This is a genomic window from Microbacterium sp. A8/3-1, from assembly GCF_040267695.1.
Classification (GTDB): Bacteria; Actinomycetota; Actinomycetes; order Actinomycetales; family Microbacteriaceae; genus Microbacterium; species Microbacterium luteolum.
Map to the genome: position 1 here is coordinate 274,401 of NZ_CP158357.1, position 26,263 is coordinate 300,663.

At 67.3% G+C, this 26,263-nt stretch carries 30 protein-coding genes, 1 tRNA gene and 1 pseudogene; 22 read left to right on the forward strand and 10 right to left on the reverse strand.

Annotated features, from left to right (window positions below):
• Positions 1-44: 44 nt before the first annotated feature.
• The 8 genes from ABS642_RS01395 (at position 45) to ABS642_RS01430 (ending at position 7,427) form a co-directional block, all read left to right on the forward strand.
• A complete protein-coding gene (locus ABS642_RS01395) occupies positions 45-878 on the forward strand; it encodes a ParA family protein (protein ID WP_282217465.1) in 834 nt (277 codons plus the stop codon).
• Positions 862-1,698 carry a ScpA family protein gene (locus tag ABS642_RS01400; RefSeq protein WP_282216717.1) on the forward strand — a complete coding sequence of 279 codons (837 nt, stop codon included), beginning with the start codon at positions 862-864 and terminating at the stop codon, positions 1,696-1,698. Before ABS642_RS01395 ends, ABS642_RS01400 begins: the two co-directional genes overlap by 17 nt.
• Positions 1,688-2,293: an SMC-Scp complex subunit ScpB gene (scpB, locus tag ABS642_RS01405; protein WP_350351981.1), complete on the forward strand. Its 606-nt coding sequence runs from the start codon at positions 1,688-1,690 to the stop codon at positions 2,291-2,293. The genes ABS642_RS01400 and scpB overlap by 11 nt, the downstream gene beginning before the upstream one ends.
• A complete protein-coding gene (locus tag ABS642_RS01410) occupies positions 2,290-3,099 on the forward strand; it encodes a pseudouridine synthase (RefSeq protein WP_282216719.1) in 810 nt (269 codons plus the stop codon). Before scpB ends, ABS642_RS01410 begins: the two co-directional genes overlap by 4 nt.
• Positions 3,096-4,232 carry a prephenate dehydrogenase gene (locus tag ABS642_RS01415; RefSeq protein WP_350351982.1) on the forward strand — a complete coding sequence of 379 codons (1,137 nt, stop codon included), beginning with the start codon at positions 3,096-3,098 and terminating at the stop codon, positions 4,230-4,232. The genes ABS642_RS01410 and ABS642_RS01415 overlap by 4 nt, the downstream gene beginning before the upstream one ends.
• Positions 4,225-4,929, forward strand: coding sequence for a (d)CMP kinase (cmk, locus tag ABS642_RS01420; RefSeq protein ID WP_350351983.1), 705 nt, complete (start codon positions 4,225-4,227; stop codon positions 4,927-4,929). The genes ABS642_RS01415 and cmk overlap by 8 nt, the downstream gene beginning before the upstream one ends.
• Before the next feature lie 40 nt (positions 4,930-4,969).
• Positions 4,970-6,442: a ribosome biogenesis GTPase Der gene (der, locus tag ABS642_RS01425; RefSeq protein ID WP_282217466.1), complete on the forward strand. Its 1,473-nt coding sequence runs from the start codon at positions 4,970-4,972 to the stop codon at positions 6,440-6,442.
• A 61-nt stretch (positions 6,443-6,503) separates the two neighbouring features.
• Positions 6,504-7,427 carry an NUDIX hydrolase gene (locus tag ABS642_RS01430; protein ID WP_350351984.1) on the forward strand — a complete coding sequence of 308 codons (924 nt, stop codon included), beginning with the start codon at positions 6,504-6,506 and terminating at the stop codon, positions 7,425-7,427.
• Here the strand turns inward: ABS642_RS01430 and ABS642_RS01435 are convergent.
• From ABS642_RS01435 to ABS642_RS01460, 6 genes are all read right to left on the reverse strand, one after another.
• Positions 7,424-8,848, reverse strand: a complete 1,425-nt coding sequence (locus ABS642_RS01435; protein WP_350351985.1) for a DUF222 domain-containing protein — start codon at positions 8,846-8,848, stop codon at positions 7,424-7,426. The genes ABS642_RS01430 and ABS642_RS01435 overlap by 4 nt on opposite strands.
• A 106-nt stretch (positions 8,849-8,954) precedes the next feature.
• Positions 8,955-9,329, reverse strand: coding sequence for an RNA-binding S4 domain-containing protein (locus ABS642_RS01440; RefSeq protein WP_350353383.1), 375 nt, complete (start codon positions 9,327-9,329; stop codon positions 8,955-8,957).
• Positions 9,329-9,997 carry a lysoplasmalogenase family protein gene (locus ABS642_RS01445; RefSeq protein WP_350351986.1) on the reverse strand — a complete coding sequence of 223 codons (669 nt, stop codon included), beginning with the start codon at positions 9,995-9,997 and terminating at the stop codon, positions 9,329-9,331. The genes ABS642_RS01440 and ABS642_RS01445 overlap by 1 nt, the downstream gene beginning before the upstream one ends.
• Before the next feature lie 40 nt (positions 9,998-10,037).
• Positions 10,038-10,493, reverse strand: a complete 456-nt coding sequence (locus tag ABS642_RS01450; protein WP_350351987.1) for a hypothetical protein — start codon at positions 10,491-10,493, stop codon at positions 10,038-10,040.
• A 20-nt stretch (positions 10,494-10,513) separates the two neighbouring features.
• Positions 10,514-10,711, reverse strand: coding sequence for a hypothetical protein (locus ABS642_RS01455; protein ID WP_350351988.1), 198 nt, complete (start codon positions 10,709-10,711; stop codon positions 10,514-10,516).
• Positions 10,708-11,292 (reverse strand): GNAT family N-acetyltransferase, encoded by a 585-nt coding sequence (locus tag ABS642_RS01460; RefSeq protein ID WP_350351989.1) that lies wholly within the window; start codon positions 11,290-11,292, stop codon positions 10,708-10,710. The genes ABS642_RS01455 and ABS642_RS01460 overlap by 4 nt, the downstream gene beginning before the upstream one ends.
• 107 nt (positions 11,293-11,399) lie before the next feature.
• Here ABS642_RS01460 and ABS642_RS01465 point away from each other — a divergent pair.
• From ABS642_RS01465 to ABS642_RS01485, 5 genes are all read left to right on the forward strand, one after another.
• A tRNA-Pro gene (locus ABS642_RS01465) sits at positions 11,400-11,476 on the forward strand.
• A gap of 138 nt (positions 11,477-11,614) precedes the next feature.
• On the forward strand, positions 11,615-11,863 hold the full coding sequence (locus tag ABS642_RS01470) for a hypothetical protein (RefSeq protein WP_350351990.1): 249 nt from the start codon (positions 11,615-11,617) through the stop codon (positions 11,861-11,863).
• Positions 11,864-11,936: 73 nt separating this feature from the next.
• Entirely contained in the window at positions 11,937-12,515 is a 579-nt protein-coding gene (locus tag ABS642_RS01475; RefSeq protein WP_350351991.1) for a hypothetical protein, read from the forward strand.
• A gap of 61 nt (positions 12,516-12,576) precedes the next feature.
• Entirely contained in the window at positions 12,577-13,098 is a 522-nt protein-coding gene (locus tag ABS642_RS01480) for a hypothetical protein (protein WP_350351992.1), read from the forward strand.
• Positions 13,095-13,853, forward strand: a complete 759-nt coding sequence (locus tag ABS642_RS01485) for a pentapeptide repeat-containing protein (protein ID WP_350351993.1) — start codon at positions 13,095-13,097, stop codon at positions 13,851-13,853. The genes ABS642_RS01480 and ABS642_RS01485 overlap by 4 nt, the downstream gene beginning before the upstream one ends.
• Here ABS642_RS01485 and ABS642_RS01490 read toward each other — a convergent pair.
• Together ABS642_RS01490 and ABS642_RS01495 are read right to left on the reverse strand one after the other, a co-directional pair.
• A complete protein-coding gene (locus tag ABS642_RS01490; protein WP_350351994.1) occupies positions 13,850-14,380 on the reverse strand; it encodes a hypothetical protein in 531 nt (176 codons plus the stop codon). The two genes, ABS642_RS01485 and ABS642_RS01490, sit on opposite strands and share 4 nt — an antisense overlap.
• The gene (locus ABS642_RS01495) at positions 14,377-15,198 is read right to left on the reverse strand and encodes a hypothetical protein (protein WP_350351995.1); all 822 of its coding nucleotides are present in this window, start codon (positions 15,196-15,198) and stop codon (positions 14,377-14,379) included. The genes ABS642_RS01490 and ABS642_RS01495 overlap by 4 nt, the downstream gene beginning before the upstream one ends.
• Before the next feature lie 172 nt (positions 15,199-15,370).
• Between ABS642_RS01495 and ABS642_RS01500 the strand changes: the two genes are divergently transcribed.
• Together ABS642_RS01500 and ABS642_RS01505 are read left to right on the forward strand one after the other, a co-directional pair.
• Positions 15,371-16,057: a hypothetical protein gene (locus tag ABS642_RS01500; RefSeq protein ID WP_350351996.1), complete on the forward strand. Its 687-nt coding sequence runs from the start codon at positions 15,371-15,373 to the stop codon at positions 16,055-16,057.
• 212 nt (positions 16,058-16,269) lie between these two features.
• Positions 16,270-16,632 (forward strand): hypothetical protein, encoded by a 363-nt coding sequence (locus ABS642_RS01505; protein ID WP_350351997.1) that lies wholly within the window; start codon positions 16,270-16,272, stop codon positions 16,630-16,632.
• 24 nt (positions 16,633-16,656) lie between these two features.
• Here the strand turns inward: ABS642_RS01505 and ABS642_RS01510 are convergent, their stop codons facing one another.
• Both ABS642_RS01510 and ABS642_RS01515 read right to left on the reverse strand, forming a co-directional pair.
• Positions 16,657-17,121, reverse strand: coding sequence for a VOC family protein (locus tag ABS642_RS01510; RefSeq protein WP_350351998.1), 465 nt, complete (start codon positions 17,119-17,121; stop codon positions 16,657-16,659).
• A gap of 5 nt (positions 17,122-17,126) precedes the next feature.
• Positions 17,127-17,381, reverse strand: a pseudogene (locus ABS642_RS01515) (hypothetical protein); the annotation flags it as partial.
• Between the two features lie 99 nt (positions 17,382-17,480).
• Between ABS642_RS01515 and ABS642_RS01520 the strand changes: the two are divergent.
• The 7 genes from ABS642_RS01520 to ABS642_RS01550 are packed head-to-tail and all read left to right on the forward strand — an operon-like array spanning position 17,481 to position 26,205.
• Positions 17,481-19,073, forward strand: a complete 1,593-nt coding sequence (locus tag ABS642_RS01520; RefSeq protein WP_350351999.1) for an ABC transporter substrate-binding protein — start codon at positions 17,481-17,483, stop codon at positions 19,071-19,073.
• Positions 19,070-19,996, forward strand: coding sequence for an ABC transporter permease (locus tag ABS642_RS01525; RefSeq protein WP_350352000.1), 927 nt, complete (start codon positions 19,070-19,072; stop codon positions 19,994-19,996). The genes ABS642_RS01520 and ABS642_RS01525 overlap by 4 nt, the downstream gene beginning before the upstream one ends.
• The gene (locus tag ABS642_RS01530) at positions 19,989-20,891 is read left to right on the forward strand and encodes an ABC transporter permease (protein WP_350352001.1); all 903 of its coding nucleotides are present in this window, start codon (positions 19,989-19,991) and stop codon (positions 20,889-20,891) included. The genes ABS642_RS01525 and ABS642_RS01530 overlap by 8 nt, the downstream gene beginning before the upstream one ends.
• Positions 20,892-20,893: 2 nt before the next feature.
• Positions 20,894-22,687: an ABC transporter ATP-binding protein gene (locus tag ABS642_RS01535; RefSeq protein WP_350352002.1), complete on the forward strand. Its 1,794-nt coding sequence runs from the start codon at positions 20,894-20,896 to the stop codon at positions 22,685-22,687.
• Positions 22,684-25,086 carry a DPP IV N-terminal domain-containing protein gene (locus ABS642_RS01540; RefSeq protein ID WP_350352003.1) on the forward strand — a complete coding sequence of 801 codons (2,403 nt, stop codon included), beginning with the start codon at positions 22,684-22,686 and terminating at the stop codon, positions 25,084-25,086. Before ABS642_RS01535 ends, ABS642_RS01540 begins: the two co-directional genes overlap by 4 nt.
• A complete protein-coding gene (locus ABS642_RS01545; RefSeq protein WP_350352004.1) occupies positions 25,076-25,708 on the forward strand; it encodes a peptidylprolyl isomerase in 633 nt (210 codons plus the stop codon). The genes ABS642_RS01540 and ABS642_RS01545 overlap by 11 nt, the downstream gene beginning before the upstream one ends.
• Positions 25,705-26,205: a MarR family transcriptional regulator gene (locus ABS642_RS01550; protein ID WP_350352005.1), complete on the forward strand. Its 501-nt coding sequence runs from the start codon at positions 25,705-25,707 to the stop codon at positions 26,203-26,205. Before ABS642_RS01545 ends, ABS642_RS01550 begins: the two co-directional genes overlap by 4 nt.
• The last annotated feature ends 58 nt before the right edge of the window (positions 26,206-26,263 follow it).

A 26,263-nucleotide genomic window follows, 5' to 3' on the forward strand; every position in this document is an offset into this window, starting at 1 on the left:
CGGCGAAGTCCAGGGCGAAGGCACAGAAGGCCGACGAGACCCCCATGGGACCCACCGGCCGTCCGTATCACGGGTTCGCCACGCCCGAGCCGCTGAAGTCGCACGGTCCGGCGCGCATCATCGCGCTGTGCAACCAGAAGGGCGGCGTCGGCAAGACGACGACCACCATCAACCTCGCCGCGGCCCTCGCCGAGTACGGTCGCAAGGTGCTCGCGGTCGACTTCGATCCGCAGGGCGCGCTCTCCGCCGGTCTCGGCATCCAGACGCACGACGTCCCGACGGTCTACGACCTCCTGCTCGACACGAAGCGCGACGCGCACGATGCGATCGTGCACTCGAGCGTTGAGGGCCTCGACGTCATGCCGGCGAACATCGACCTCTCCGCCGCCGAGGTGCATCTCGTCAACGAGGTCGCTCGTGAGACGATCCTCGCCCGCGTGCTCCGCCAGGTGGCTGGGGAGTACGACGTCATCCTCGTGGACTGCCAGCCGTCTCTCGGACTGCTCACCGTGAACGCCCTCACGGCCGCGCACGGTGTGATCATCCCGCTCGAGTGCGAGTTCTTCGCGCTGCGCGGTGTCGCGCTGCTGATCGAGACCATCGACAAGGTCCGCGACCGGCTCAACCCGTCGATCACGATGGACGGCCTGCTCGCGACGATGTACGACGCACGCACGCTGCACTCCCGCGAAGTGCTCGAGCGCGTGGTGGAGACGTTCGGCGACGACGTGCTGGAGACCGTGATCGGCCGCACCGTGAAGTTCCCGGATGCCTCGGTCTCGGGTGTGCCCATCACCGAGTTCGCTCCGGAGCACGCCGCCGCCCAGGCGTACCTGCGGCTGGCGCGGGAGCTGGTCGCCCGTGGCGCCGTCGCCTGACGAGACTCCTGACCGGGCGGACGAGATCGCGGATCCCGCCGAGGGATTCCGTGTCTCGCTGTCGAACTTCGACGGCCCCTTCGACCTGCTGCTGAACCTCATCTCCAAGCACGAGATGGATATCACGGAGGTGTCGCTGAGCGCGGTCACCAACGAGTTCATCGCCTATCTGAGCCAGCTCGACGACGACGAGGAGCTCGATCAGGCATCCGAGTTCCTGGTCGTCGCCGCCACGCTGCTCGACATGAAGGTGGCTGGCCTCCTGCCGCAGGGCGAACTGGTCGACGCCGAGGCGGTGGCGCTGCTCGAAGCCCGTGACCTGCTGTTCGCCCGCCTGCTGCAGTACCGGGCGTTCAAGGAGGTCTCAAGCTGGTTCGCCCGCTGCCTGCAGCGCGAGGACCGACGACACGTGCGCGCGGTGCGCCTCGACGAGAAGCACCGCCGTCAGACACCGGAGCTCGTCTGGTCGCTCACGGCCGACGACTTCGCCGCCCTCGCGCTCCTCGCCTTCGCGCCGAAGGAGATCCCGCACGTCGGACTCGACCACCTGCACGCGCCGTTGATCAGCATCCGCGAGCAGGCCGCGATCGTCGTGACGCTGCTGCGCGGCACCGAGTCGGTCAGCTTCCGCGAGCTCGTCGCGGGCGTCACCGAGCCGGGCATCGTCGTCGCGCGCTTCATCTCCGTGCTGGAGCTGTACCGCCACGCCGCACTGTCCTTCGAACAACTGGAACCGCTCGGCGAGCTCACGCTGCGCTGGGCAGCCGACGCCTGGTCGGATGAGACTCTGGCGACCCTGGGAGCCGACTATGACCGATGACACTTCGACCGAGACCGTGAGCGAGGAGGTCGTGACCGAATCCCCGCTCTCCGAGCGCATCGAGGCGATCCTGCTGATCGTGGACGAGCCGATCGGCCTGATGGCGCTGGCCGCCGCGGTCGGGTCCCCGGTGCCGGCTGTCCGGCAGACGCTCGAGACGCTCGTCGACGACTACGACGGGCGCGGCCACGGTCCGCGCCGCGGCTTCGAGCTGCGCGAGGTCGGCGGCGGCTGGCGGCTCTATGTGCGCGAGGACCACGACGGCGTCGTGGCCGAGTTCATCGGAGGGCAGGCGCCGGCCCGCCTCTCGCAGGCGGCGCTCGAGACCCTCGCCGTGATCGCGTACAAGCAGCCGGTCACGCGCAGTCAGGTCGCCTCCATCCGCGCGGTGAACGTGGACTCCGTGGTCCGCACGCTCCTCGCCCGCGGTCTGATCACCGAGCTGTTCGCCGACTCCGAGACCGGAGCGATCAACTACGGCACGTCCGACGCGCTCCTGCAGCACCTGGGCATCAACTCGCTCGACGAGCTGCCCCCGATCTCCCCGCTGCTCGACGACGGCGCAGACGGCTTCGACGAAGGGACCATCCGATGACTGACGCATCGACAAGCTCAGAGACCGAACAGCAGCCAGAGGGCGTCCGCCTGCAGAAGGTGCTCGCCGCCGCCGGGGTGGCATCGCGCCGCGTCGTCGAGAACTACATCGTCGAGGGGCGCATCCGCGTCAACGGCGTGGTCGTCGAGGAGCTCGGTCGACGGATCGACCCGGAGCACGACCTGGTCGACGTCGACGGCACCGCGATCCAGCTCGACGTCTCCAAGCGGTACGTCATGCTCAACAAGCCGACGGGCGTCGTGAGCAGCATGAAGGACGAGAACGGACGCCCCGACCTCCGTCGTTTCACCGCCGACTACGAGGAGCGCCTGTACAACGTCGGCCGGCTCGACGCCGAGACGAGCGGTCTGCTCATCCTCACCAACGACGGCGGACTGGCCCACGTGCTGGCCCACCCGTCGTTCGGCGTCACGAAGGTGTACATCGCCAAGGTCGAGGGAACGGTCCTGCCGCAGACGATCTCGAAGCTCACGAAGGGGATCGAGCTCGACGACGGTCCGATCGCGGCCGACAAGGCGCGACTGCTCGACACCTCTCGTGGATCGAGCCTGGTCGAACTGACCCTCCATTCCGGACGCAACCGCATCGTGCGCCGGATGCTGGCCGCGGTCGGCCACCCCGTGACCGAACTCGTCCGCCGGCAGTTCGGACCGCTCCACCTGGGAACCCTCCCGGCGGGGAAGACGCGGGAACTGACTAAAATCGAACTAGGCGCGCTTTTGACCTTGTCGCGCCAGGATTCCGGTGTCGCCGAGGCGCCAGGCGAGCAGCAGGAGAACGAGTGACCGATACGACGAGTGCGCCCACGGCGCGGAAGGCCGGCGTCGTCGCGCCTCGGCTCTCCGGCACCGTCCGCATCGTCGGTGCCGGTCTGCTCGGCGCGAGCGTCGGGCATGCCCTGCGGGCGAAGGGCGTCGACGTCGTCCTCACCGACGCGTCGCCCGCCCAGCTGCGTCTCGCGGTCGACTACGGAGCCGGACGCCTCGCCGCGGACGATGACACTCCCGTGCTGATCGTCGTCGCCGTGCCGCCCGATGTCACCGCCGACGTGATCGAGGCCGAACTCGCCCGATTCCCCGATGCCGTCGTGACGGACGTCGCGAGCGTCAAGCTCGAGCCGTTCCGCACGCTCCAGGCGCGCGGAGTCGACCTCACCCGCTACATCGGCTCGCATCCGCTCGCCGGTCGTGAGCGCGGGGGAGCGATCTCCGCCCGCGCCGACCTCTTCATCGGCCGTCCCTGGGTGGTCTGCCGTGATGGGGAGACGAAGGCCTCCGACCTCGCGCTCGTCGAGGCGCTCGCGCTGGATGTCGGCGCCATGCCGCTGGAGATGACTCCCGAAGAGCACGACCGCTCGGTCGCGCTCACGTCTCACGTGCCGCAGGTGGTCGCGAGCCTTCTCGCGGCACGCCTCGCCGGTGCCGAGGAGGGTGCCCTGCGCCTCGCGGGCCAGGGCGTCCGCGACACGACCCGCATCGCGGCATCCGCTCCCGAGCTCTGGGTGCAGATCCTCGGTGCGAACGCCGGACCGGTGGTCGAGATCCTCGATGCGCTGGCCGCCGATCTCGGTGAGATCTCCGACGCCCTGCGTGAACCCGGTGCGCCGGGTGCTCGCCGCGTCGTCGCGGAGACGATCCGCCAGGGGAACGACGGCGTCGACCGCCTCCCCGGCAAGCACGGTCAGAACCAGCGCTTCGAATCGCTCATCGTGATGATCGACGACACCCCCGGTCAGCTCGGGCGCCTCTTCGGCGAGCTCGGCGAGCTCGGTGTGAACGTCGAGGACCTGCGTCTCGAGCACTCGCCGGGAGCGCAGTTCGGCCTGGCGGAGATCAGCGTCGAACCGGCGACACTGCACGGGGCGATCACGGGTCTCCAGGAACGCGGATGGCGGATTGCAGGGAACACGAATGACTGACACCTCGCTCTCGGCCACCGGCGCCACCAAGTTCATCGCGATCGACGGTCCCGCGGGATCGGGCAAGTCCAGCGTGTCGAAGGCCGTCGCGCGCAGGCTCGGCTTCGGCTACCTCGACACGGGGTCGGCCTACCGTGCGCTCGCCTGGCATGTGCTCGACCGTGGAGCGGACACCTCCGACGCGGAAGCCGTGCGCACCGCGGCATCCGAATTCCCCGTCGTGCTCGGTCTCGACCCCGATGACCGCACAGTGCGCGTCGGCGACGTCGAGGTGACCGAGGCGATCCGCGATCCGCGGGTCTCCGGCGCCGTGAGCGGCGTGGCCAAGGTCGCCGAGGTCCGCGCCCAGGTGAACGAGCTGTTCCGTGCCCTCGTCGCAGACGCCGCGTATCCGGCGGTGGTCGTCGAGGGACGCGACATCACGACTGTGGTCGCGCCCGATGCCCCCGTGCGGATCCTTCTGACCGCGGCCCCCGAAGTGCGGGCCGCCCGACGCGCCGGCGAACTCGCCGGCGAGAACGCGGATGCCGTCGCGGCAGCGCTGCACAAGCGCGACGCGTCCGACAGTGCCGTCGTCGACTTCTTGAACGCCGCGGACGGCGTCGAGGTCGTCGACTCGACGGACCTAGATTTTTCCCAGACCATCGACGCCGTTCTCTCGGTGATCGAGCAACACCGAGGAGCACACCGTGGCTGACGACGAATACGAAGGCGGTCCCGACCAGCTCGCCGAGAAGATGGAGCTGATCGACGAGGAACTCGCCGATCAGCGCGCCGAGACGCTCCGCGCAGGTCTGGCGGACTATGAGCTCGACGATGAGGATGCCGCGCTCCTGGCGGGCATCACCATGGGCGAGGACGGGATCATGTTCAGCCCGGCACTGCCGGTGGTGGCGATCGTCGGTCGCCCGAACGTGGGCAAGTCCGCGCTCGTCAACCGCATCCTCGGCCGTCGCGAGGCTGTCGTGGAGGACACCCCCGGTGTCACCCGCGACCGCGTGACCTATAAGGCCGAATGGGCCGATCGCCGCTTCTCGATCGTCGACACCGGCGGCTGGGAGCCCGACGCCCGCGGCATCGACCGCTCGGTCGCGATGCAGGCGGAGATCGCGATCGATCTCGCCGACATGGTGCTGTTCGTCGTGGATGCGATGGTCGGTGCGACCTCGACCGACGAGCACGTGGTGAAGCTGCTCCGCAAGAGCGGCAAGCCGGTGTTCCTCGTCGCCAACAAGATCGACGACACCCGGCAGGAGCCCGAAGCCGCAGCGCTGTGGGCGCTGGGTCTCGGCGAGCCCTACCCGGTGTCGGCCATCCACGGCCGCGGCGTCGCCGACCTGCTCGACGCGGTGCTGAAGAAGCTCCCCGAGATCTCGGCCGTCGCGAAGCAGGAGATCGGCGGACCGCGCCGTGTCGCGATCCTCGGTCGACCGAACGTCGGAAAGTCGTCGCTGCTGAACAAGGCGGCCGGTGAAGAGCGCGTCGTCGTGAACGAGCTCGCCGGCACGACGCGCGACCCGGTCGACGAGGTCGTCGAGCTTGGCGGCAAGATGTGGCGCCTGGTCGACACGGCCGGCATCCGTCGTCGCGTGCACATGGCGCAGGGTGCGGACTTCTACGCGTCGCTGCGCACCTCGGCCGCTCTCGAGAAGGCGGAGGTCGCGGTGGTCGTGCTCGATGTGTCGGAGACGATCAGCGAGCAGGACGTGCGCATCATCGACCTCGTGCTGGAGTCGGGCCGTGCGCTGGTGCTCGCGTTCAACAAGTGGGATCGCCTGAATGACGACGACCTCGAGAACGCCGACCGTCGTCGCTACCTCGAGCGCGAGATCGAGCAGGACCTGGCGCACGTCGCCTGGGCGCCGCGCGTGAACATCTCGGCGAAGACGGGCCGTCACCTCGACAAGCTCGTCCCGGCGCTGGAGACGGCGCTCGAGAACTGGGATCGCCGTATCCCGACCGGCAAGTTCAACGCCTTCCTCGCCGAGCTCGTGGCCGAGCACCCGCACCCGCTGCGTGGTGGCAAGCAGCCGCGTATCCTGTTCGGCACGCAGGCATCGACGCGTCCGCCGACGTTCGTGCTGTTCACCACGGGGTTCCTCGACCCGGGCTACCGCCGGTTCATCCAGCGTCGCCTGCGCGAGCTGTATTCGTTCGAGGGAACGCCGATCGTCGTCAACATGCGCGTGCGTGAGAAGCGTCAGCGCTGAGCTGTTCCCGCCTGTTGCGCCAGGTGATGCCGATGCCCGGATGCTGTGAAAGGCTGAGGGGGTGACTGTCGTACCTCCTGCCACCGGTGAGCCGCGTCGCCCCGACGGGCCGCGGAACCCCGGTGATGCCTGGGTGGTCGCGGAGTCGGGGGAGAAGTACTGGGGGCGGTTCGGCGCAGCCGGGCTGCTCGCGTTCGACCCTGCGCGCGGCATCCTGCTGCAGCATCGCGTCTCGTGGAGCCACTTCGGCGGCACGTGGGGTCTGCCGGGCGGTGCGCTGCACGAGGGGGAGACGGCGATCGTCGGCGCGATCCGCGAGGCCCAGGAGGAAGCGGGCGTGCCGGATGGCGCGGTCAGGGCCCGATTCATCAGCGTGCTCGATCTGGAGGTCTGGTCGTACACGACCGTCATCGCGGATGTGCAGGTGCCCTTCGAGCCGGTGATCAGCGACCCGGAGAGCGTGGCTCTCGAGTGGGTGCCGGTCGATGAGGTTGCGACGCGGCCGCTGCATCCCGGATTCGGTGACGCCTGGCCGGCGCTGCGGGCGCTGCTCGATGTTCGTCCTGCGGTCGTCGTCGACGGTGCGAACGTGGTCGGTTCTGTGCCGAACGGGTGGTGGAAGGACCGCGCCGGTGCGGCTTCCCGGCTCCGGTCGCGGCTGGAGGGGCTGGCTGTCCCCGCGTCGGATCTCGGTGTGGAGGGCGACCTGTGGTTCCCCGAGGTGACGTTGGTCCTGGAGGGTCAGGCACGGGGCATCGCCTCCGGCCTGAACGCCGGCTCGGTGTCGGTCGTGAACGCGGATGCCTCGGGTGACGACGCGCTCGTCGCCGAGGTCGAGCGACGAGTCGCGGCGGGCGAGACGGTTCTGGCGGTGACCAGCGACCGAGCGCTTCGCGAACGCGTCGAGCAGGCGGGTGCCGCTCAGGTTCGGTCTGCCGGATGGCTGGTGGATCTGCTGGCGCAGGCGGACCGCGCGAAGAGCTAGCACGAGGGACATCCTCTCTCAGGTCGTGCTCTTGCGTCAGATGAACATGACGCGGTGGGTGGGTCGGTCGGTGTAGTCGCGGCCGAGAGGGCTGTGCCAGGTGATGGTGCCGTCGCGTTGTTGCTGGGCGGTCCACCGGTGCGTGTCGGGGATGTCGGGGTGTTTGAGGGTGTGGTGGCGGCGGCAGAGGTGGGCGAGGTTGTCGACCCGGGTCTTGCCGCCTCGGGCGTGGTCGTGGTTGTGGTCGATGTCGCACCGGTGCACGGGCATCCGGGGAACCGGCAGTGCTGGTCCCGGGCACGCAGGAACCGCCGCATCTGCTCGGTCGGCGTGTATGTGTCGGTCTGAACGACCATTCCGTCTGGATCGAGGAAGAGGCGCGACCAGCCAGTGTTCCGTCCGGCGAGATCCCGGGCGATATCGGGATGTATCGGCCCGTACCCGTCGAGCTCCGCCGGCCGGTCATCGGCACCGGTCAGGGTGGTCCCAGCGATCGTGACCTGGATGCGGCCCTGGATGTTGTCCAGCCCGCCACCATGCACGGCGCTCGGGTCGGCGGTGAGGAGGAGGTCGGCGAACAGATCCGCCTGCACCTGATCCCAGGTGCGCGTGTCCGCGGGGACAGCTTCCGTGTCTGAATCGGTGTCGGTGTCGGGGTCGGTGGCGAACGTGTCGTCGCTGAAGATCTTGCCCTCGTCGACGTCGGCGTCGACTTTGCCGTCAGAGTCGGCATCGCGGGCGAAGTCGGAACCGGCTCCGCAATCCGTGTCGGAGTCCGTACCGGAGCCGCTCTGGCCGTCGGGGTTGCGACCGGCGTGAGTGCGGTTCCGGATCACCTGTCGGGCCATCTGCGCCAACCGGTCCGCGATCGCGACAGCGAGCCATTCCGGCAACACCGCCGTCAACAACGCCAGCCCGTCACCGACCGAACGCACCTTCACACACCGCTCCGAGGCCGCTCGCTTGTGCCGGTCCGTGACCGTCTCCCCGACCAGCGCCGCCGCAACCTGCGCCGCGTGCGCCCGGGTGCGGGCAGCGGTCTCTCGCTCGGCGAATACCAGCACCGCCGCCTCATACAACCCCATCACGCCGGCATCCACGCGCTTGTTGCGGATCGCCTCCGACACGATCGCACTCGCCCGACAGACCTCCCGCACATGAGAGGCACTGATCCGCCCCGCCCCGAACGCCTCCCACACCGCGGGCAACTCGCCACTCACCGTGCGGGCGTCCGTGAACGCGAACTCGACCGACCCCTGAGGGATCCGCCCCGCGGCCGAGAACTCCGCGACCATCGATCGGTAGATCGCATCCCGATGAAACGGACTCCCCGCCACATCCGCATCGTGGATCGAGATCTGCTCCACCATCAGCCCCATCGCCTCGCACTCGAGCACCGCGATCTGCCGCTTCTTCTCCACCCACGCATCCAGCACACGACCACGCTCCTCGAGATCGAGGTCGAAATCCGTCCGCCGCTGTGCCCATACCCCCAGATTAGAACATACGTTCGAATATGGCAGCATACTACTCGAGGAAGAACTCGTCCCGTCCGCGGAGCTTGTCGATGTCTCGACGTTCGCGCTTGGTCGGCCTTCCGGCGCCGCGATCACGGAGTCCGAGCGCCGCCTGCGGCTCGCGCTCCGGCGTGCGATCCTCGTATGCCAGGGCGGCGACAGGAGCACCGACGCGCTTGACGAGGACCTGTCGCACGGCGAGAATCCGGTCGAAGCCGGAGATCCGGATGCGGATCTCGTCGCCGATGCGCACGGCCTGAGCAGCCTTCACCTTCTCGCCGTTGACGCGTACATGCCCCGCGCGGCATGCGGTCGTCGCCGCCGAGCGCGTCTTGTAGACGCGGACGGCCCAGAGCCAGCTGTCGACCCGCGCGGCATCCACCATCATGAGTTCCTCTTCCGCAGGGCGACCAGGGCGCCGGCCACGATGAGTCCCTGACCGATCGTGTAGGTGAGCATGATGGCCGGGTTGCTCCATGCCGGGAGGGCGCCGGGGAGGAACAGCCGGAATGCGAGGATCGTGTCGCTCGCGAGGAAGAACGCGCCCCCGACAGCGACGAGCGGGTGGCATCGTGCGGAGAAGGCCGCCGTCCCGCCCAGCACGAGTCCATACACGGCCACAGCGATGAGCAGGCTGCCGGTGTGCGGGCCGAGGAAGACGAGCATCGCGACCCACCACGCGGCATAGACGAGTGCCCACCACGGCATCCGTCCGCTTCCCAGATGGCGGACGAACAGGGCGATGTATGCCAGATGCGCGATGCCGAAGAAGAGCAGCATCAACGGCAGCTCGGGCGCGGTCGGGAAGAATGCGCCGACGCTGTCTCCGAGCCAAGAGAACAGCAGAGCGGTCAGGAGCAGGATCAGCGCGGAACGCGGCGCGACGTCTCGGGCGGAGAGCAGCACCGGCACGGCCAGGAGTGGCATCAGCAGCAGCTTCGTCGGTCCGGCGGCCGGGCTTTCGAAGGCCAGGAGCACGACGTGCAAGACCGAGACCGCGACGAAGGGGACGAATGCCCACATGATCGTCGGGCTCAGAGTGCGGCGCTGCATCTCCCCATCGTATTCTCGACGCTTCATCGATCCCGCCGGATCAGGATTCGACGGTGACCTGTTCGACATCGCCGCCCGCGCAGAGGTGCACGGCAGGCCAGTACCCCTCGGGAAAATGCTCGCCACAGCTGTCGATCAGATGCAGGATGATGGTGCCGTCGGAGGCGGCCTCGATCGTCTCGAGCGTGAGGTCGGATGCCGCGTCGTCGAGTTCGTGGGGTTCGGGTTCGCCGTTGCTGAAGTTCGTGACCACGGCATCCGAAGCGATCCGCCGGAGCGACGTGAGATCGGCGATCGTCTCGCGTACGCGGGGGAGCAGGGGAGTGACGTCCTGCGGACTCGTGCCCTCGAGCATGAGCTCGAGCTCCACGCCGTCGATGACGACGGTGCCGCTGTACCAGTCGTGAGTGAGCACGCTGCCGTCTGTCAGCTCGGTCGTCGCACGTGCGAGGGTGCCCAGTTCTGGATCGTCGATGGTCGGATGCTCGTCGCTCATGACTTCACGCTAGTGCCCGGTCAGGGCGCCAGCATCCGGCCGTCCCGTTCCAGGTGCTCGCGGAGGATGCCGATCGCCTTCGGCCCGACGCCGTGGATCGCGAGCAGCTCCTTTTCTGACGCGCCGTCGAACTGATCGAGACGTGTCAACCCGTTCAACGCGAGCTCACGGCGCGCCACTTTGCCCATCGCGGCGGGGAGCTCCGATTCGCCGCTCATGAGCGGAGAACCAGTGTCACGAGCGTGCGCCCCAGCTTGAGTTCGGTGGTCTCCGAGAAGCCGGCGGCGCGGAAGGTGCCGACCGTGCCGTGGAACAGGTCGTTCGCGCGCTGCTTCTCACCACGCGTGTCGACGGGGTAGCCCTCGATCAGCCGAGCGCCCGATCTCCGTGCGTAGTCGACCGCGGCTCGCAGCAACTCGAGGTTGAGACCTGTGCCGCGATGCTCTCGCCGCACGACGAAGCACGTCACGGCCCAGACCGACTCGTCATCGAACGGCTCGGTCGACGCGGCGGCGATGATGCGCGTCCGCGGGACGCGCGCCTGCTTCGTGCGAGGACCGATGCGGATCCACCCCGCCGCCTCGCCGTCGACGTAGGCGATGATCCCTGGCGGAGGCCCGTCGTCGATCTCGGCGCGGAACATCTCGGTGCGCTGCGGAGTGGTCGTCTCGTTCCAGTCCTTATTGCTCAGGACCGGCCAGATGCACTGACAGCTCGCACCGTCTCCACCCCCGGTGAGCGCGTGCTGAACGTCATCCCAGCGGGCGGTGGTCGCCACCTCGGTCGTGATCGTCGCCATGGACCGCACGCTACGCCGAGCATCCGACACCCGCAACGCACCGGTTCGCGGAGCGCCGTCCGGTCAGGCTAAGATAGGGGAGTTGCCCGCGCGGAAGTGCGGAACAACGGGCTGTGGCGCAGCTTGGTAGCGCACTTGACTGGGGGTCAAGGGGTCGCAGGTTCAAATCCTGTCAGCCCGACCACATAAGGCCCGGAAACTCGCGAGAGTCTCCGGGCCTTCTGCATGTCTGGGGAACGTCAAGGGCTCCAAGGGGCTCCAGATGTCCACAGCCTCTGCCAGGATGAGGGCGTGCCGACCTCAGTCATTCTTATGTTGTGTCATGAATGAAGACCGCAAGCTCAGACTCCGGCAGGTGCTCACGCTGATCCTCGGGGTGTTTGCGCTCGTCGTCACGATCGCGATGGTGGCCACCTTTGTGTTCGTAGAGGGGACCGCCCGAATGTGGTGGGCAGCCCTCGGGCCGGGACTCGCCTCCGTAGCGTTTCTCCTCGGGTGGAGAAAACTGCCATTGCTGGGCCAGCAGCTCCAGCGCGGCGTCGACGCTCCCTCGACTGACGACTCGCCCTAGCCGGTCGACCGGCCGATGGTGCCGCATCACCATGCACCGGTGACCGCCCTCGAGGTGCCCATAGGCTTGAACCATGCCTGTGCTCTTGTATCCCGCATTGCCGGATCGCGGGGATGGGGCGCGGTTGGGTGGTGCTCCGCCGTCGGTGATCGAGACGCATCCGCTTCTGGAGACGCATCGGTATCTGCTGACTCTTGCCGCGGGCTGCGCATCGTGGACCGGCAGTAGTGAGGTGTCGGTGGTGTTGCGTGCCGGCTTCGGCATCGAGGACGAGGATGTCGTCTATCCGGACATGGCGATGCGGGCGATCGTCCATGATCCCTCACCGCGTGGTGCGCGGGACGACCTGGGGTGGCCGGGACTGCGTGCGACAGCGCTGAGCCAGCGACCGGACGCCGCGTCCACGCCGGCTCTGGTGCGGATCGATGACGAACCCGTCTTGATTCAAGGTGAGCCTGCGTTCGCTGATGCCGTGCGCGCCGATGGGCATCGATTCCTTTTCCAGATCGACGAGGAGGGGTGGCCTGTGGAGGGCGAGCTCGAAGACGTCATCACGGAATATCTGTGGGGATACGGCTCCGTGTACTTCTACGGCACACCGGATGAAGACGGGACCGTGCGCGACGTCGTCGCAGGCTTCCTCGACTTCTAGCCCAACGCGACGACGGTGTTGCAACGCGCAGCTCTCGAAGCGCCGTCGCTAAACTGCTCCGGTGGGAACCGTCGAAGATCGTGATGCGAGTCAGCGAGAACCGGTCAGCACAGGACGCGACAGCGTGCCGAAGGGGCGGCTGACGTTCCGTACGGTGTGGGGTGGTCCATTCCCGCAGGCGGGCTTCATCGAGGAGCTTGCGCGGATCAAACAACACGTGCGAACCGTGGATTTCTCGTACCACTTCGACCTCTTCCTCACGGTCGGTGGCGAGATCACGCCGGTGCCCAGCCCGTCCGGATTGCGGACACCGCGGGTGTTTCTGCCGCGACGCACTGTCACGGGAGAAATCCGGATCAGCAACGACGATGTCAGCGCCGCTTCTGATCCGATCGCGTTTCTGCGGCAGACGATCCACGCGGCAGTCGCCGATCTCATGAGTCGCATCGCTGCCCGTGACACTGCCTTCGACGTGGACGCAGAGCGAGGGAAGATCGCGTTCCTCATCGACGAAGAGGCCACCCCCGACGCGGATGCAGCTCCTGATGCGGCGACGCCTGCTGCCGAGAAGACGAGCCAGTGAAAACGCCTGGCGACGCCGAGCTGTCACGCCGCTGGACGGCGGATCGGCTGGCTGCGCTGCAGGAGCAGATTCTGGAGCAGGCGCGCATCGTGAAGGGTCCGCATCGGTTCGATACCGACTGGGCTGCGACGGACGAGGGCCGGCTGGATCTGCGTGGCGTGAAATCAGGGCGGGATGGCTTGCAGTTCCGGTTCATCACGTTGTCCCGCGTCGATTTCCGCCGCGCACGAGGCCGCCTGATGTTCTTCGAGTCCGAGCTCTCCGACTGCCTGTTCGATTCTGTATCTCTCACCGGGCAGCCCCGTTTCGACCGCAGCTTCATGCGATGCAGTTTCCGTGACGCATCACTGAAGGGGTTGGCGATAGGCACGCACGTCACCGAGTGCGACTTCACTGGAGCGGATCTACGCACGTCGAGATCGTCGCCGAATACTCGATTCGACCGTTGCACCTTCGACGGTGCCGACCTCAGCGGAGCCGACTTCTCGGATACCACCTTCACGGACTGCACGTTCGTCGATGCCACGTTCTTCGCGGGCACGAGCTTCACGCGGTGCGCCTTTGTGAACACGCCCGTCGCGTTCGGCCTCGCACGTGTGACACGCTCACGTCGTGAGGGCGAGCCGCTGCCGGACCAATGGGACGGCGAAGAGCAAGCCGACGCAGCGCATGAAGCGCACGCGCGGCGCTATGCGCGTGCCGCCGCTGCTGGACATGCGGACGATCTGCCCTTGGACCCGGAGGTAGAGAGCTAGTCGTCTGGCGCGGTCTCAGGGATGCTGGGTGGATCGAACAGCAATCTGTCGACGACGTGGTCGCGTCGCGCTGGCTGGGCGATGATGTGCCTCAGCAGATCCTCGAACTGCGAGAACACGACATCCGCCTCTTCGAACTCCGGTTCCGCCCCATGGACGACTGCTCCATCGTCTCGCACTGCGAGGTACTCGTATCCGTTGCGAACGGAGAGCAGGATCGGTAGGTGGCGCTCCCAGAAACGGGATACCGCTTCCGCCTCAGCATCCGTCGTCGCTGCCTCGATGCCCAGCTCTTCCCACTCGTTCCACGCGAACGCGCCCTCCGCGCCGGTCGAGTAGTCGTGGCGGGACAAGAACCACACCGTCTCGTCTGAGTTCGACAGGAGCGCGAACGAGGATACCCATCGGATCACCGTTTCGGATGCCGTGTGCAGTGCGGAAGGAACGCCCTCTTCCGTGGGCGGGGGAAGCTCGCACGTCCACCCGGCTTCCTGCAAGGATTCGGCGGCACGCTGGAAGACCGTCACGTCGTCGCGCCTGTGTTGACCCATTCCAGCGTCGACATCTTCGCCTCGATCGTCTCGAGTCCGATGTTCCCGCATCCGACCAGGGTGAGCCGGCGCAGTCGCGGGAGGTCGTTGACGGCGGCGATGCCGACGATCTTCTTGCAGTACTGGATGTTGAGGACCTCGAGTTGCTGGAGAGCAGCCAGCTCCGAGATGTCACCCAGGGCGGTGAGGTTCTTCAGCCGCAACGACTCCAATTGCGGGAGCGCGCTGATCCCGGTGATGCTCGTGAGCGTGCGTCCGCCGATCAGTCCGAGACGGCGAAGGCCCACCGGTTCGACGAGGCGGAAGATCTCCTCGTCGGTGGGCACGTTCAACAGGTTCAGTTCTTCCAGCGGCAGTTCGAGCGCCTGCCGCACGTTGTTCAGAGATCTCTGCGGGTAGAGGGAGAGCGCGCGGAGCCGGGGGAAGTGCTCGTTCTTGAATCGGAACGGTTCGCCGACGTAGAGGCTCTTCAGGTTCGGCACCACCACATCCGGCCACACCAGGGTCCGATCGCCGATGTGCACCGAGAGGTCTTCCAGACTCTCCGGGAGATCGCCCTGCCGCAGTTCAGTGACGACGGTGGGGAGGACCCGCCCCGGCCCGATGCTGAGGGCTTTCAACCCCGTCATCGCTGTGATGATCTCCGGGAGACGGTCGATGGGACCCTCGAGAGGCGACCACAGGTGCACATCGGTGATGCGTGACAGCTGCTCGGCGTCGTAGGGCTGGTCGTAGAAGACGAGGTCTCTGTCCGGCACGTCGAACTGCTCCCGGTGCGCACTGTGCAACACCATGGTCCGCTTACTCGTTGACGCCCTCATCCACTCTCCCCTGAACCCGCCGACCGTCGGCCACGCCACGACCCAGATTACCGGCGCGTGCTGTCGTCGTTCCTGCCGCGCCGCGCCGGTTCCGGAGCGTCTGCGCACGCTTCGCGCGCATCCTCGTCGTCGGGATAATGGAGGGGTGACATCGAATCAGGAGGTCGTGACCTACGACGGGTTGCCGACCTCGGCGGGTGGTGCGCACTCGCTACGCACCAAGAACCCCCGCGTGGCCTACGGGAGCGTGCAGGACTTCCTCGACGCCGCCGTGCTGACCGTCGGTGCACCGGAGATGTCCTTCCAGCTCTGGGCCGGAGGCCCGCCCGACGTCGGAGACCGCTTCGAATCGTTCGCGGCGGCGCAGCTCGGCGGACCGCAGAGCCGGCAGCGGACACACACCCAATGGCGGGTTCGCCCAGATGACGTCGATGCCACGCTCGACGCTCTGAGCAGTGCTGGCTCGGGAGCTGTGACCGACCACGGGCATCCGCTGGCCTCCCTGGTCTGGACTGCTCGCGTGGCTCTGATCGACCCCGCGGCGGGAACGCCGTACGAGGGGATCGATGCCGATGCGTTCGGTCCGTTCGCGGTGGATGGGTACGGACGCCTCCTCGGCGCATCCGGGGTACGTGCCATGTTCGGCACGACAGCCTCCTCTCTGTCGCTCTGGCTCGGGTTCCCCGCCGACGACCGGTTGCACCCTGCTGCCGCTCATGTGCAGAAGCACCTGCCCTTCCGGCTGTCGGCGAAGCACTGGCGCCGGTGGCGTGCCACGAAAGATGGGCAGTCCTACCGGGCGACCAAGATCGCGTCACCCCTGGTGTCATGAGCACACCGTCGAAGCTCCATCGACTCTGCGTCTTCATGACGCCGGCGGATGAAGCACAGTTCAGCGATGCGGTGCGATCCCGGCTTCCCGCAGTGAGGTTCGTCGACGCGACTCGACAACCCGAGACGCCCACACCGACGTTTCGCTCATCACTGAGCGAATGCGCGGGCCCTCACGTCACCCTCGTGGACACGAGCCTCATCTCCGAAAGCATGTTCCATCGTGACTACGTGGTGCGTCACCCGTCCGGTCGGGGGTGGGTGTACGCGATCGTCGGCGCCGGCCTCGCGAGCCTCGTGCGGCCGCGTTCCGAGGACGAAGGCCTGCGGAACGGCGAGCTGCGGGCATCCGTGCCGACCGGCGACACCCGCACTGGCGAGTACATCCGCGAACTGATGCGGGTGGTGCGCACCGGCGGGAGGAGCGTGTTCGCCGTCGACCCGATGACGAAGGACATCGCGCGCCGAGCGGAGAGGAACTTCATCGCGTGGCCGGATGCCGCCTCCCGTTTCGGGGCGAAGGAGGCACCGTTGCTCACGAATGGCCCGACGGCGTGGTTCACCGTCGATCGGTGAAACGGATGCCCGTGACCGGCGGCGTCAGCGTTCGCGCGCGTCGTCGGTCGTGAAACCCTCGCGCGCCGCGCGCTCCTCGAGCGTCTCCAGTTCCTGGAAGAACGTCACCTGCCAGCCAGACGGACCCTGCACGCGGGCGTTGAGACTCCGGAAAGGCGTCTTCACCGGCGGGGAGATCAGCTCGGCGCCGCCGCCTGTCGCCGCAGCGACGGCCTGCTCCGTGTCGTCGACCTCCAGCGCGATCCGCAGGGCACCCGGTGTGCGTGGTGCCCCCTCGACGTCATCGATGTTCCGGGCGTGCGTCGGTGTGGCCAGCTCGATCGTCGCGACGCCGACGTGCAGGATCGCCACGCGGTCATCGCCCTCGGTCGCGTAGGCCAGTTGCTCCGGCATGCCGAGCACGTCGCGATAGAACCGCAGCGCGGTGTCGAAGTCGTCGGTCTCGATGATCAGACGCAACTGCTTGGGGGAGGGGGTTTTCGATGTCATGCCCCTCATCTTGCACGTTCATCAGCGGAGCCGCTCAGCCTGGCAGCGCGGCAACTGCGGTCCCGCCCCAGCGGGACCACCTGCGGCGTCCCGGCGACCGGATCCGGCACCACCAGGCATCGGAGTCCGAAGACCTCTTCGACCAGTTCGGCCGTGACGACCTGATCCGGACTGCCTTCGGCGACCACCTGGCCATCCTTCATCGCGATCAGATGAGTGCCGTAGCGGGCGGCATGATTCAGGTCGTGCAGCACGGCGACTCTGCAGCGTTACTCGATCGTAATACTTTAGAAAACTGAAATCTGTAATAGTTGAGGGATTCAACTGAGTGCGCTACGCACCTTGTCAAGGAGGACTGCATGTTGGTTAGTAGACGTTCCCGAATCGCACTTTCCACACTGCTCGTCGCAACGCTGGGCCTTGCCGGGTGTGCCTCCTCAGGCGGGACGAGTGACAAGCCCGCCGCGGCCAGCCTCACGATCGGCGGATACGAGCCGGACCACCTCACGCCCGGTCGCACGCTGAGCGGGTACCTCCCGGCGCAGGCGCTGTTCAGCCCGCTGACTTTCGTCGACGCTCAGGGCGAGATCTCGATGATCGCCGCTGAATCCGTCAGTTCTTCCGACGCCATCACATGGACGATCGAGCTGAAGCCCGACTGGACCTTCCACGACGGGACGCCCGTGACAGCTCAAGATTATGTGGACTCCTGGAATGCGGTGGCATACGGTCCCAACGCCTGGGCAGGCAACGGTTCGATGAGCGGCATTCAGGGATACGCCGACCTCAACACCGCAGACGGCCAGCCGGCGACGGCCGAGATGTCGGGCTTGGAGGTGGTCGACGAAACCACTTTCACCGTGACCCTGTCGTCGCCCGAGGGGCAGTTCCCCGTCCAGCTCTCGCAGAACATGCCGGCGTTCTATCCGATGCCCGCCCAGGCCTTCGAGGACCCGGAGGCCTACGACAGCATGCCCATCGGGAACGGCCCGTTCGAGATGACCGATCCCCGGCAGGCGAACGAATCCTTCACCGTCACCGCTTACGAGGACTTCGCCGGAGAGAAGCCCGGGGTGCAGGAGTACATCTTCAAGCCCTACGTCGATCTGGGGGCGGCCTACACCGACGCGCAGGCAGGCAACCTCGACATCCTCACGGTGCCGCAGGACAAGGTCACCGTCGCCTCGAGCGACTTCCCCGATCATCTGCGTACGAGTGACATCCCTGGAACGAGCTACATGGCGTTCCCCATGGACGACCCGCGGTTCGCCGACATCCGCGTGCGTCAGGCCTTCTCGATGGCGATCGATCGCGACGCGGTCAACGAGGCCGTGTTCGCCGGAAGCTACCACCCGGCCACGGCCTGGACGTCTCCGGCCGAACCAGGGACTCCCGACGGAGTGTGCGCAGAGTTCTGCGAGTTCGATCCGGAGGCGGCAAGGACGCTTCTCGCCGAGGCGGGCGGGCTGAGCGGCACCGTGGAGCTGATCGTCGGCCCCGGGCCGAATGTCGAGTGGGAGGCATACGCCAACCAGCTTCGGCAGAACCTCGAACTCGACGATGTGATCCTGACGCCGGCGACGGACTATCCGGCATTCCTCGGCGCGCGTGCCTCGGGCGAGATGGCCGGACCGTTCTCCTCCGGGTGGTACCCGCCCTATCCCAGCCAGCAGAACACCCTGCGGTCCGTCTTCACGCCCGGCGGCATCTGCATGGGGTGCTCGCAGGGACTCGACCCGGCCGTCGAGGCTGCGATCACGGCGGCAGACTCTCAACTGGATCCGAAGGACGCGGAGGCCGGCTACGCCGAAGCGCAGGAGATCATCGCGAAAACGTTCCCGGTCGCGCCGCTGTTCAACATGACGATCACGTTCATCGTGTCCGACAAGGTCGCCGACCTCGCCGTCTCTGCCGGGTACCTCGTGCTGCCGAGAGTGACAGCCGCGCCATGATCGCATCGGGCTCTCGGAGGGTCGCCGAGTTCGCCGTCGTCTTCCTCGGGGTGACGTTCGTCATCCTGGCCTGCGTCTACGCGCTCCCAGGCGACCCGATCGCGGCGCTGGGCGGTGACCGACCGCTCTCGCCGGCGGTCGTCGCCCAGCTCCGCGCGGAGCACCATCTCGACGAACCTCTCTGGAGGCAGTACGTGCTCTACTTGGGCAATCTCCTCCGCGGAGATCTCGGTACCAGTTTCACCGGCCGGCCGGTGGCCGATCTCATGGCGGAAAGGTGGCCCACCACCGTCATCCTCGCCCTCACCACATGGTGCTTCGAGGTCGTGGGCGGTCTGATCCTGGGTGTGATCGCCGGAGTCCGCCGAGGAACGGTGATCGACCGCGGGATTCTCCTTCTCACCGTCGTCATCTCCGCGATCCCGATCTTCGTGCTCGCGGTCGTCTCCCGTCTGGTGTTCGGTGTGAGGCTGGGCATCCTCCCGGTCGCCGGTGATTCAGCGGGCTGGCCGCTGGCGTTCATCCTGCCGGCGGCGGTGACGGCGGTGTTCGGTCTTGCCGCGATCGTCCGGCTCACCCGAGGAAGCGTCGCGGACACCCTCGTCTCCGACTTCGTCAGAACCCACCGGGCGAAGGGGTTCACGCCGGCACGAGTCCTCGGGGTGCATGTCTCGCGGAACGCGGCGCTGCCGGTGCTCACTCTCGTCGGTGTCAGTTTCGGCGCCCTGCTCGGGGGGACGGTGTTCGTCGAGAGCATCTTCAACCTCCCCGGTGTGGGACAGCTGCTCGTCACAGCCATCGGCTCCCATGACGGAGCCCTGGTCGTCGGTATCGCCACCGCGCTCGTGCTGGTCTTCCTCGTCACCAATCTCGTGGTCGATCTGCTCGCCACAGTCCTCGATCCAAGGATCCGTCGTGGTTGACGCCATCCCCCCTCTCGACCGCGACAGCCTCGCCGAGCGGGCACACATCCGTCCTCGAGGCATCTGGCCGACCCTTCGCAACAAGGTCACCTTCTGGGTGGCGCTCGTGCTCCTCGCTGTCATGCTGGTCCTCGCGGTCGCACCCGAATGGGTCGGCGGCTGGTTCGGCAATGGCGACCCGCGGCTGTGCGACCTCTCCGAATCGTTGGGCGGGGCCACCGAAGGGCATTCCTTCGGGTTCGATGTCCAAGGCTGCGACCTGTACACCAACGTGATCCACGGTGCGCGGAACTCGCTCCTGGTCGGCTTCATCACCACCGCTCTGGCCCTGTTGGTCGCCGTGGTCGTCGGAACCCTCGCCGGCATCCATGGCGGGTGGATCGACTCGGTGCTGTCGCGCCTGACCGACGTGTTCCTCGGCTTTCCCTTCATCATCGGCGCGATCATCCTCCTCATCGGCCTGGGGGAGCGTTCCGTGCTCACCGTCTCACTGGTGTTGGCGATCTTCTCCTGGCCGACGATGGCTCGACTGGTGCGTTCCTCGGTCCGATCGGTTCGCGCTGCGGAGTTCGTCCAAGCCTCCATCGCCATGGGTATCGGAACATGGCGCACGACTGTGCGCCATGTCCTTCCGAATGCGCTCGGGCCCGTGCTGGCCATCGTCGCGCTCAGCGTCGGCGGCATCATCGTCGCGGAAGCAGGACTCACCTTCCTCGGTGTGGGCCTCGAGGCTCCCGCGATCTCCTGGGGTCGGCAGATCGCTCAGGGCCAGGCGCTGATCGCCAACGCGCCGCATGTGGTGCTCTGGCCGAGCCTGTTCCTCGCCGTGACGGCCCTCTCCCTCATCTCGCTCGGCGATTCGCTGCGCGACGCCCTCGATCCACGACAGCGGTGAGCATGAACATCGATGACACGAGCCGAGCGTCTCGGAACGCTCCGGAACACCCCGATCGGGCTGGCGACCCGATCCTGTCGGTGTCCGCGCTGACCGTCACGTTCGGTATCGACCGCGACCGCAACACGGCGGTGGACACCGCAGCATGGGAACTGCACCGCGGCGAAGTCCTCGCCATCGTCGGAGAGTCCGGGTCGGGGAAGAGCGCGACCGCTCTGGCCGTCGCCGGCCTCCTCCCCGCGGGGGCGGTGGCGACCGGATCGATCCTGTTCGATGGGCGCAATCTGCTTGAGATCGGCGAGAAGGCGATGCGGAGCGTTCGCGGGCGGCGAATCGCGATGATCTTCCAGGATCCGCTCAACGCGCTCGATCCGGTGTTCTCCATCGGATCGCAGATGATCGAGCTCCTGCGGGTCTACGACCCAGAGTTGGGGAGAGCGGCGGCTCGCGACCGGGCCCTGCAGCTGCTGCAGTCGGTTCGGATGCCCGATCCGGAACGCAAACTCGGGCAGTATCCGCATCAGCTGTCCGGCGGCCAGTGCCAGCGGGTGATGGTCGCGATGGCCCTCGCATCCGCCCCGGACGTCCTCCTCGCCGACGAGCCCACCACTGCCCTCGACGTGACGGTGCAGCAGAGCGTCCTCGACCTGCTCAGAGACGTCGCTGACAGTACGGACACGGCGGTGGTGCTCATCACGCACGACATGGGCGTGGTCGCCGACATCGCCGACAGGGTCGTCGTGATGCATGCGAGCAGGGTCGTCGAGACGGCGCCGGTCCGACAGCTCTTCGCCGAGCCCCACGAACAGTACACCCGGGATCTGCTCGCTGCGGTACCGCGTCGCGAGGCGGGTTCGGCGCCCGAACCCGTCCCCGAGGCCGAGGAGACAATGCTGGCGGTGTCGGATCTGGTCGTCGAGTACGGCGGTGGACGGCTCCGTCGCACCCCCGTCGTCTCCGCCGTGGACGGGGTCTCCTTCACCGTCGGCGCCGGCGAGATCGTCGGACTGGTCGGCGAGTCCGGCTCCGGGAAATCGACGATCGGAAAGGCCGTGGTGGGACTCGCGCCGATCACAGCGGGAACAGTGCAGGTCGGCAACCTTCGGATCGACGGCGCTACGCGCTCCGACCTTCGCGCGGCCCGCCGCCAGATCGGCGTCGTCTTCCAGAATCCGACGGCTTCGCTCGATCCGCGCCGAACGATCGGAGACGCCATCGGCGAACCGCTGGCAGTGATCGCAGGACTCCGAGGAGCGCCGCTCGAGAAGCGGGTGGGGGATCTGATGGAGTCGGTCGAGCTGCCGCGCAACTGGTCAGGGCGCTATCCGCACGAACTGTCCGGCGGACAGCGGCAGCGCGTGGGGATCGCCCGCGCCCTCAGCCTCCAGCCCCGACTCGTCATCGCGGACGAGCCGACATCTGCGCTGGATGTCTCGGTGCAGGCGACCGTCTTAAGGCTGCTGGCCCGACTGCAGTCGGAGCTCGGCTTCGCGTGCTTGTTCATCTCCCATGATCTCGCCGTCGTCGGGCAACTCTGCCATCGCGTCGCGGTGCTGAAGAGCGGCCGCATCGTCGAGCAGGGGGACACGGAGAAAGTCCTCGGCGATCCTGACAGCGACTTCGCTCGGGCTCTGCTCGACGCGGCTCCGATCCCCGATCCACTGGTGCAGTCGCGCCTGCGCGCTCAGCGACGTGCCTCCACCCGGGCGCCATCGCTGTCTGTTCGGGAACCGATCGACTCGACCAGCCACGCCGTCGCGAACGGCACGAGCAACGAAAGCGGGCTACACCGATGACGACTGCGATCGAGACCGAGACGGTCACCATCGACTGGACTGCGCGCTATGCGACGATCCAGTCCCTCATCCACGACCCGTCGACGCTGATCCCGGGGAGCATCGTGCTTCCGCGGTGGATCGACGCGCGTACCTTCTGGTACACCCGGGACCTGCCGTCCGGTTCCGAGGTCCGCATCGTCGACGCGACAGGCGAGAGGGCGGATCGACGACTGGCGCTGTCGGCGATCATCGACGCTCTGCAGTCCGCGAACCCGGATGCCGCGGCGATCGGTCAGGAAGACGTCGTACCCGTGGAGGGCAGTCTCGAGACCATCACCGTCAAGTACGCCGGCGGGTTCTGGATCTACGACACCGCCCGGGGAACGGCGGCGCCTCGCGAAGACGGGACTCGCTCCGGCGATCAGATCGCCCTCGCGCCGGACCGGAAGACGCGCATCGTGGTGCGGGACAACAATCTCGTGCTGGTCCGCGGGGACGGCGGCGAGGTCGCCTTGACTGTCGACGGCGAGGAGGCGAATGCCTACGGCAGCGTACCCCTGGTCGCGCGCGCCCTCGACCAGTTCGCCGGTCGCGCGCCCCAAGGGAGCTGGTCGCCCGATGGTGGACACTTCTTCACCCTGCGCACGGACGAGCGTCGGGTGGGTTCGCTCCCGATCATGGAGTTCCTTCCGGCGACCGGGGTCAGACCGCAGGTCCGAACCAACCGCACCTCGCTCCCGGGCGACGAGAACGTCACGGAGTTCACGCTGGTCATGGTGGACGCCGGGGGCGGAGTCACCGAGATCGATCACGCGCCGCTGCCGGCCGTGCGCATGAACGACACTCCCTTCAAGAGCGGGATGACCTGGTGGAGCGCGGACAGCAGCACGGCGTACTTCGTCGCGATCGAGCGTGGTGAACGGAAGGTCAGCGTCATCGCCTGCGATGCGGCCACAGGAAAGACCAGGGTCGTCTTCTGTGAGGAGTCCGACGCGCCCATCGACCTCAGCGTGAACGTGTACACGCCCGCACTGATCCACGCACTCCCTGCCCGAAATCAGCTCGTATGGTACTCGGAACGGTCCGGTCGCGGACATCTCTACCTGTACGACCTGGAAACGGGGGAGATGATCCGCCCGCTCACAGACGGTGACTGGCAGGTGCGCGAGGTGCTCGGCGTCGACGAGGAAGAACGGACGCTGATCTTCCTGGCCGCCGGGATCGGCAGCGCCTCGACCCCGTACCAGGTCCGCCCGTGCAGCGTCGAGTTCGACGAGGGGCTCCCGTCGCTGCGCATCCTCCGAGACGATGATGGCGAGCACCTCGTCTATCGTCCGCGCGACATCAACGTGACGGCCTCGACGCCGTTCGAGGTGCCCCCGGAATCGATCGCCGGTGTGGCGCCGGGCGGTTCGTATTTCGTCGACACGATCTCGTACCTGGACAGGCTGCCGAGGACGATTCTCTGCGATCGCGGCGGAAACGTGATCCGCGAGCTCGAGAGCGGCGACGAGGACGCGCTTCCGGCGGGCTGGCGATGGCCCGTTCCGGTGCGAGCGAAAGCAGCCGACGGCGAGACGGATGTGTTCGGCGTGCTGTTCTTTCCCGTGGACTACGACCCCGAGGAAAGCTATCCGGTCATCGACGCCATCTATGGCGGGCCGCAGCTGCACATCGCCCCGGCCGGAGCGTTCGCCGACGGGATGTCCACAGCTCACCTCATCGAGGCCGCCGCTCTGTCCGAGCTCGGAGCGTTCACCCTCCTCCTCGACGGACGCGGCACCTCGGAACGTGATAAGGCATTCCGTCACGCCTCCTGGGGCAGAGTGCATGAGGCTTCCAACATCGAGGACCATATCGCCGCGATCCGGCAGTTGAAGGAGATCCACCCTGCCATGGATCTCGACCGCGTGGGCATCACGGGCTTCTCGGCAGGCGGATACGCGGCGGCGCTCGCATCCTTCCGACACGGCTCCTTCTTCAAGGTCGCCGTCGCAGGCGGGGGAAACTACGACCAGAGCCTCTTCTGGCACAGCTGGGGCGAGAGGTATCACGGCGCGTACGACGAGGAGCACTACGCCACCCAGGCGGCGAAGACGTACGCCGCCGAGGCCAGCGGAAAGATCCTCTTCATCCACGGGCTGCGGGACTTCGGCTGTCACCCTGCGGCGCTGTTCCAGATGCTCCAGGCGCTCGTGGAGAACCATAAAGACTACGACCTCGTCCTTCTGCCGGCCGTGGGACACATGCTGAGCGGATACGGCGAACGCCGCCGTCTGGACTACTTCGTCGAGCATCTCTTCGGCGAGCGGCCGCCGGTTCTCGCGGAGCCGTTCACCCTCGCCAGCGACGAGCGGTACCGGGAGATCGTTGAAATCGGACCATCGATCGCAGAGGAGCGTGCCCGTGAAGAATGAGCATCAGATGATCGGACACTTCGAGACGACCGCCGGGCGGATCGAGTTCGAGCTGTTCCCTGGCGCTGCACCTGCTTCCTGCGACACGTTCGTGCACAGCGTGCGGTCGGGCGGCTGGGACGATGCCGCCTTCGTGAGAACGATCCGTGAGGACAACGATCAGGGGCGGCCGCGGATCGACGTGGTCCAGGCCATGGGACACGCGCCGGACGCGCGCACGGTCGAACACGAGAGTACGGAACATACCGGGCTGCGGCACACGGCGGGAACGATGTCGCTGGCTCGGGCCGATCCAGGAACGGCCTCCGGCGACCACGTGTTCTTCTGCGTCCGCGACTCCCCGGCGCTCGACGCGGGAGGCGACCGTCAGCCCGACGGCCGGGGATTCGCCGCGTTCGGTCGGGTGACGCGCGGACTGGCGAGCCTCCGTGGCATCCACAGCGCGGAATGCGTCGACGGAGACGAGGGATACGCCGCAGGTCAGATGCTGCGCGAACCCGTCGTGATCATTCGAGCGGTGGTGGCGACGGCGGTGCTCGACGACCTTCTCGATAAAGTTGAGACGCCATCAGAGTCGTCGCGCGGACGCCACCGACTCTTGAACCAGGGGGAATCCACATGATGACTGTCGACGATTCCGACGGCGCACGGGCGAGGTTCATCGAGGCTGTGGCGACGCAATGGCGCCAGTTGGGCTCTGTCCCGATGGACGGACGTGTGCTCGCCTTCCTGATCATTGCCGAGCAGGAGATCGTGTCATCCGCCGAGCTCGCGGCAGGACTCGGGGTCAGCCAGGGGGCGATCTCCGCCAGCACGCGCAATCTCGTCGCGAGCGGTGCGGTTCGCCGCGTATGGGTGGCAGGTGACCGCAGTCACTACTTCGCAGTGCAGGATGATCCGCTGGGGTCGATGTTCAAGGCCGGTGTGCCGAACCAGGCCGCGCTGGAGAAGGTCTTCCGGCCCGAGGCGGACCTCGATCCGCACCTCACCCTCGCTTCACGCACGCGTCTGAGGAACGCGGCCGACTACTACGCGTGGTTCGAATCCCGACGGGAGGCGCTCGCTGACGAATGGGAGGCGTACAAGGCGAGCCGGCCGCCCCTGGAGCCCGAAGACTGAGACGTCCGGAACCCGCTGACGGTAGTGACGCCCCGCTCGGCCACGTCCAGGACGATCC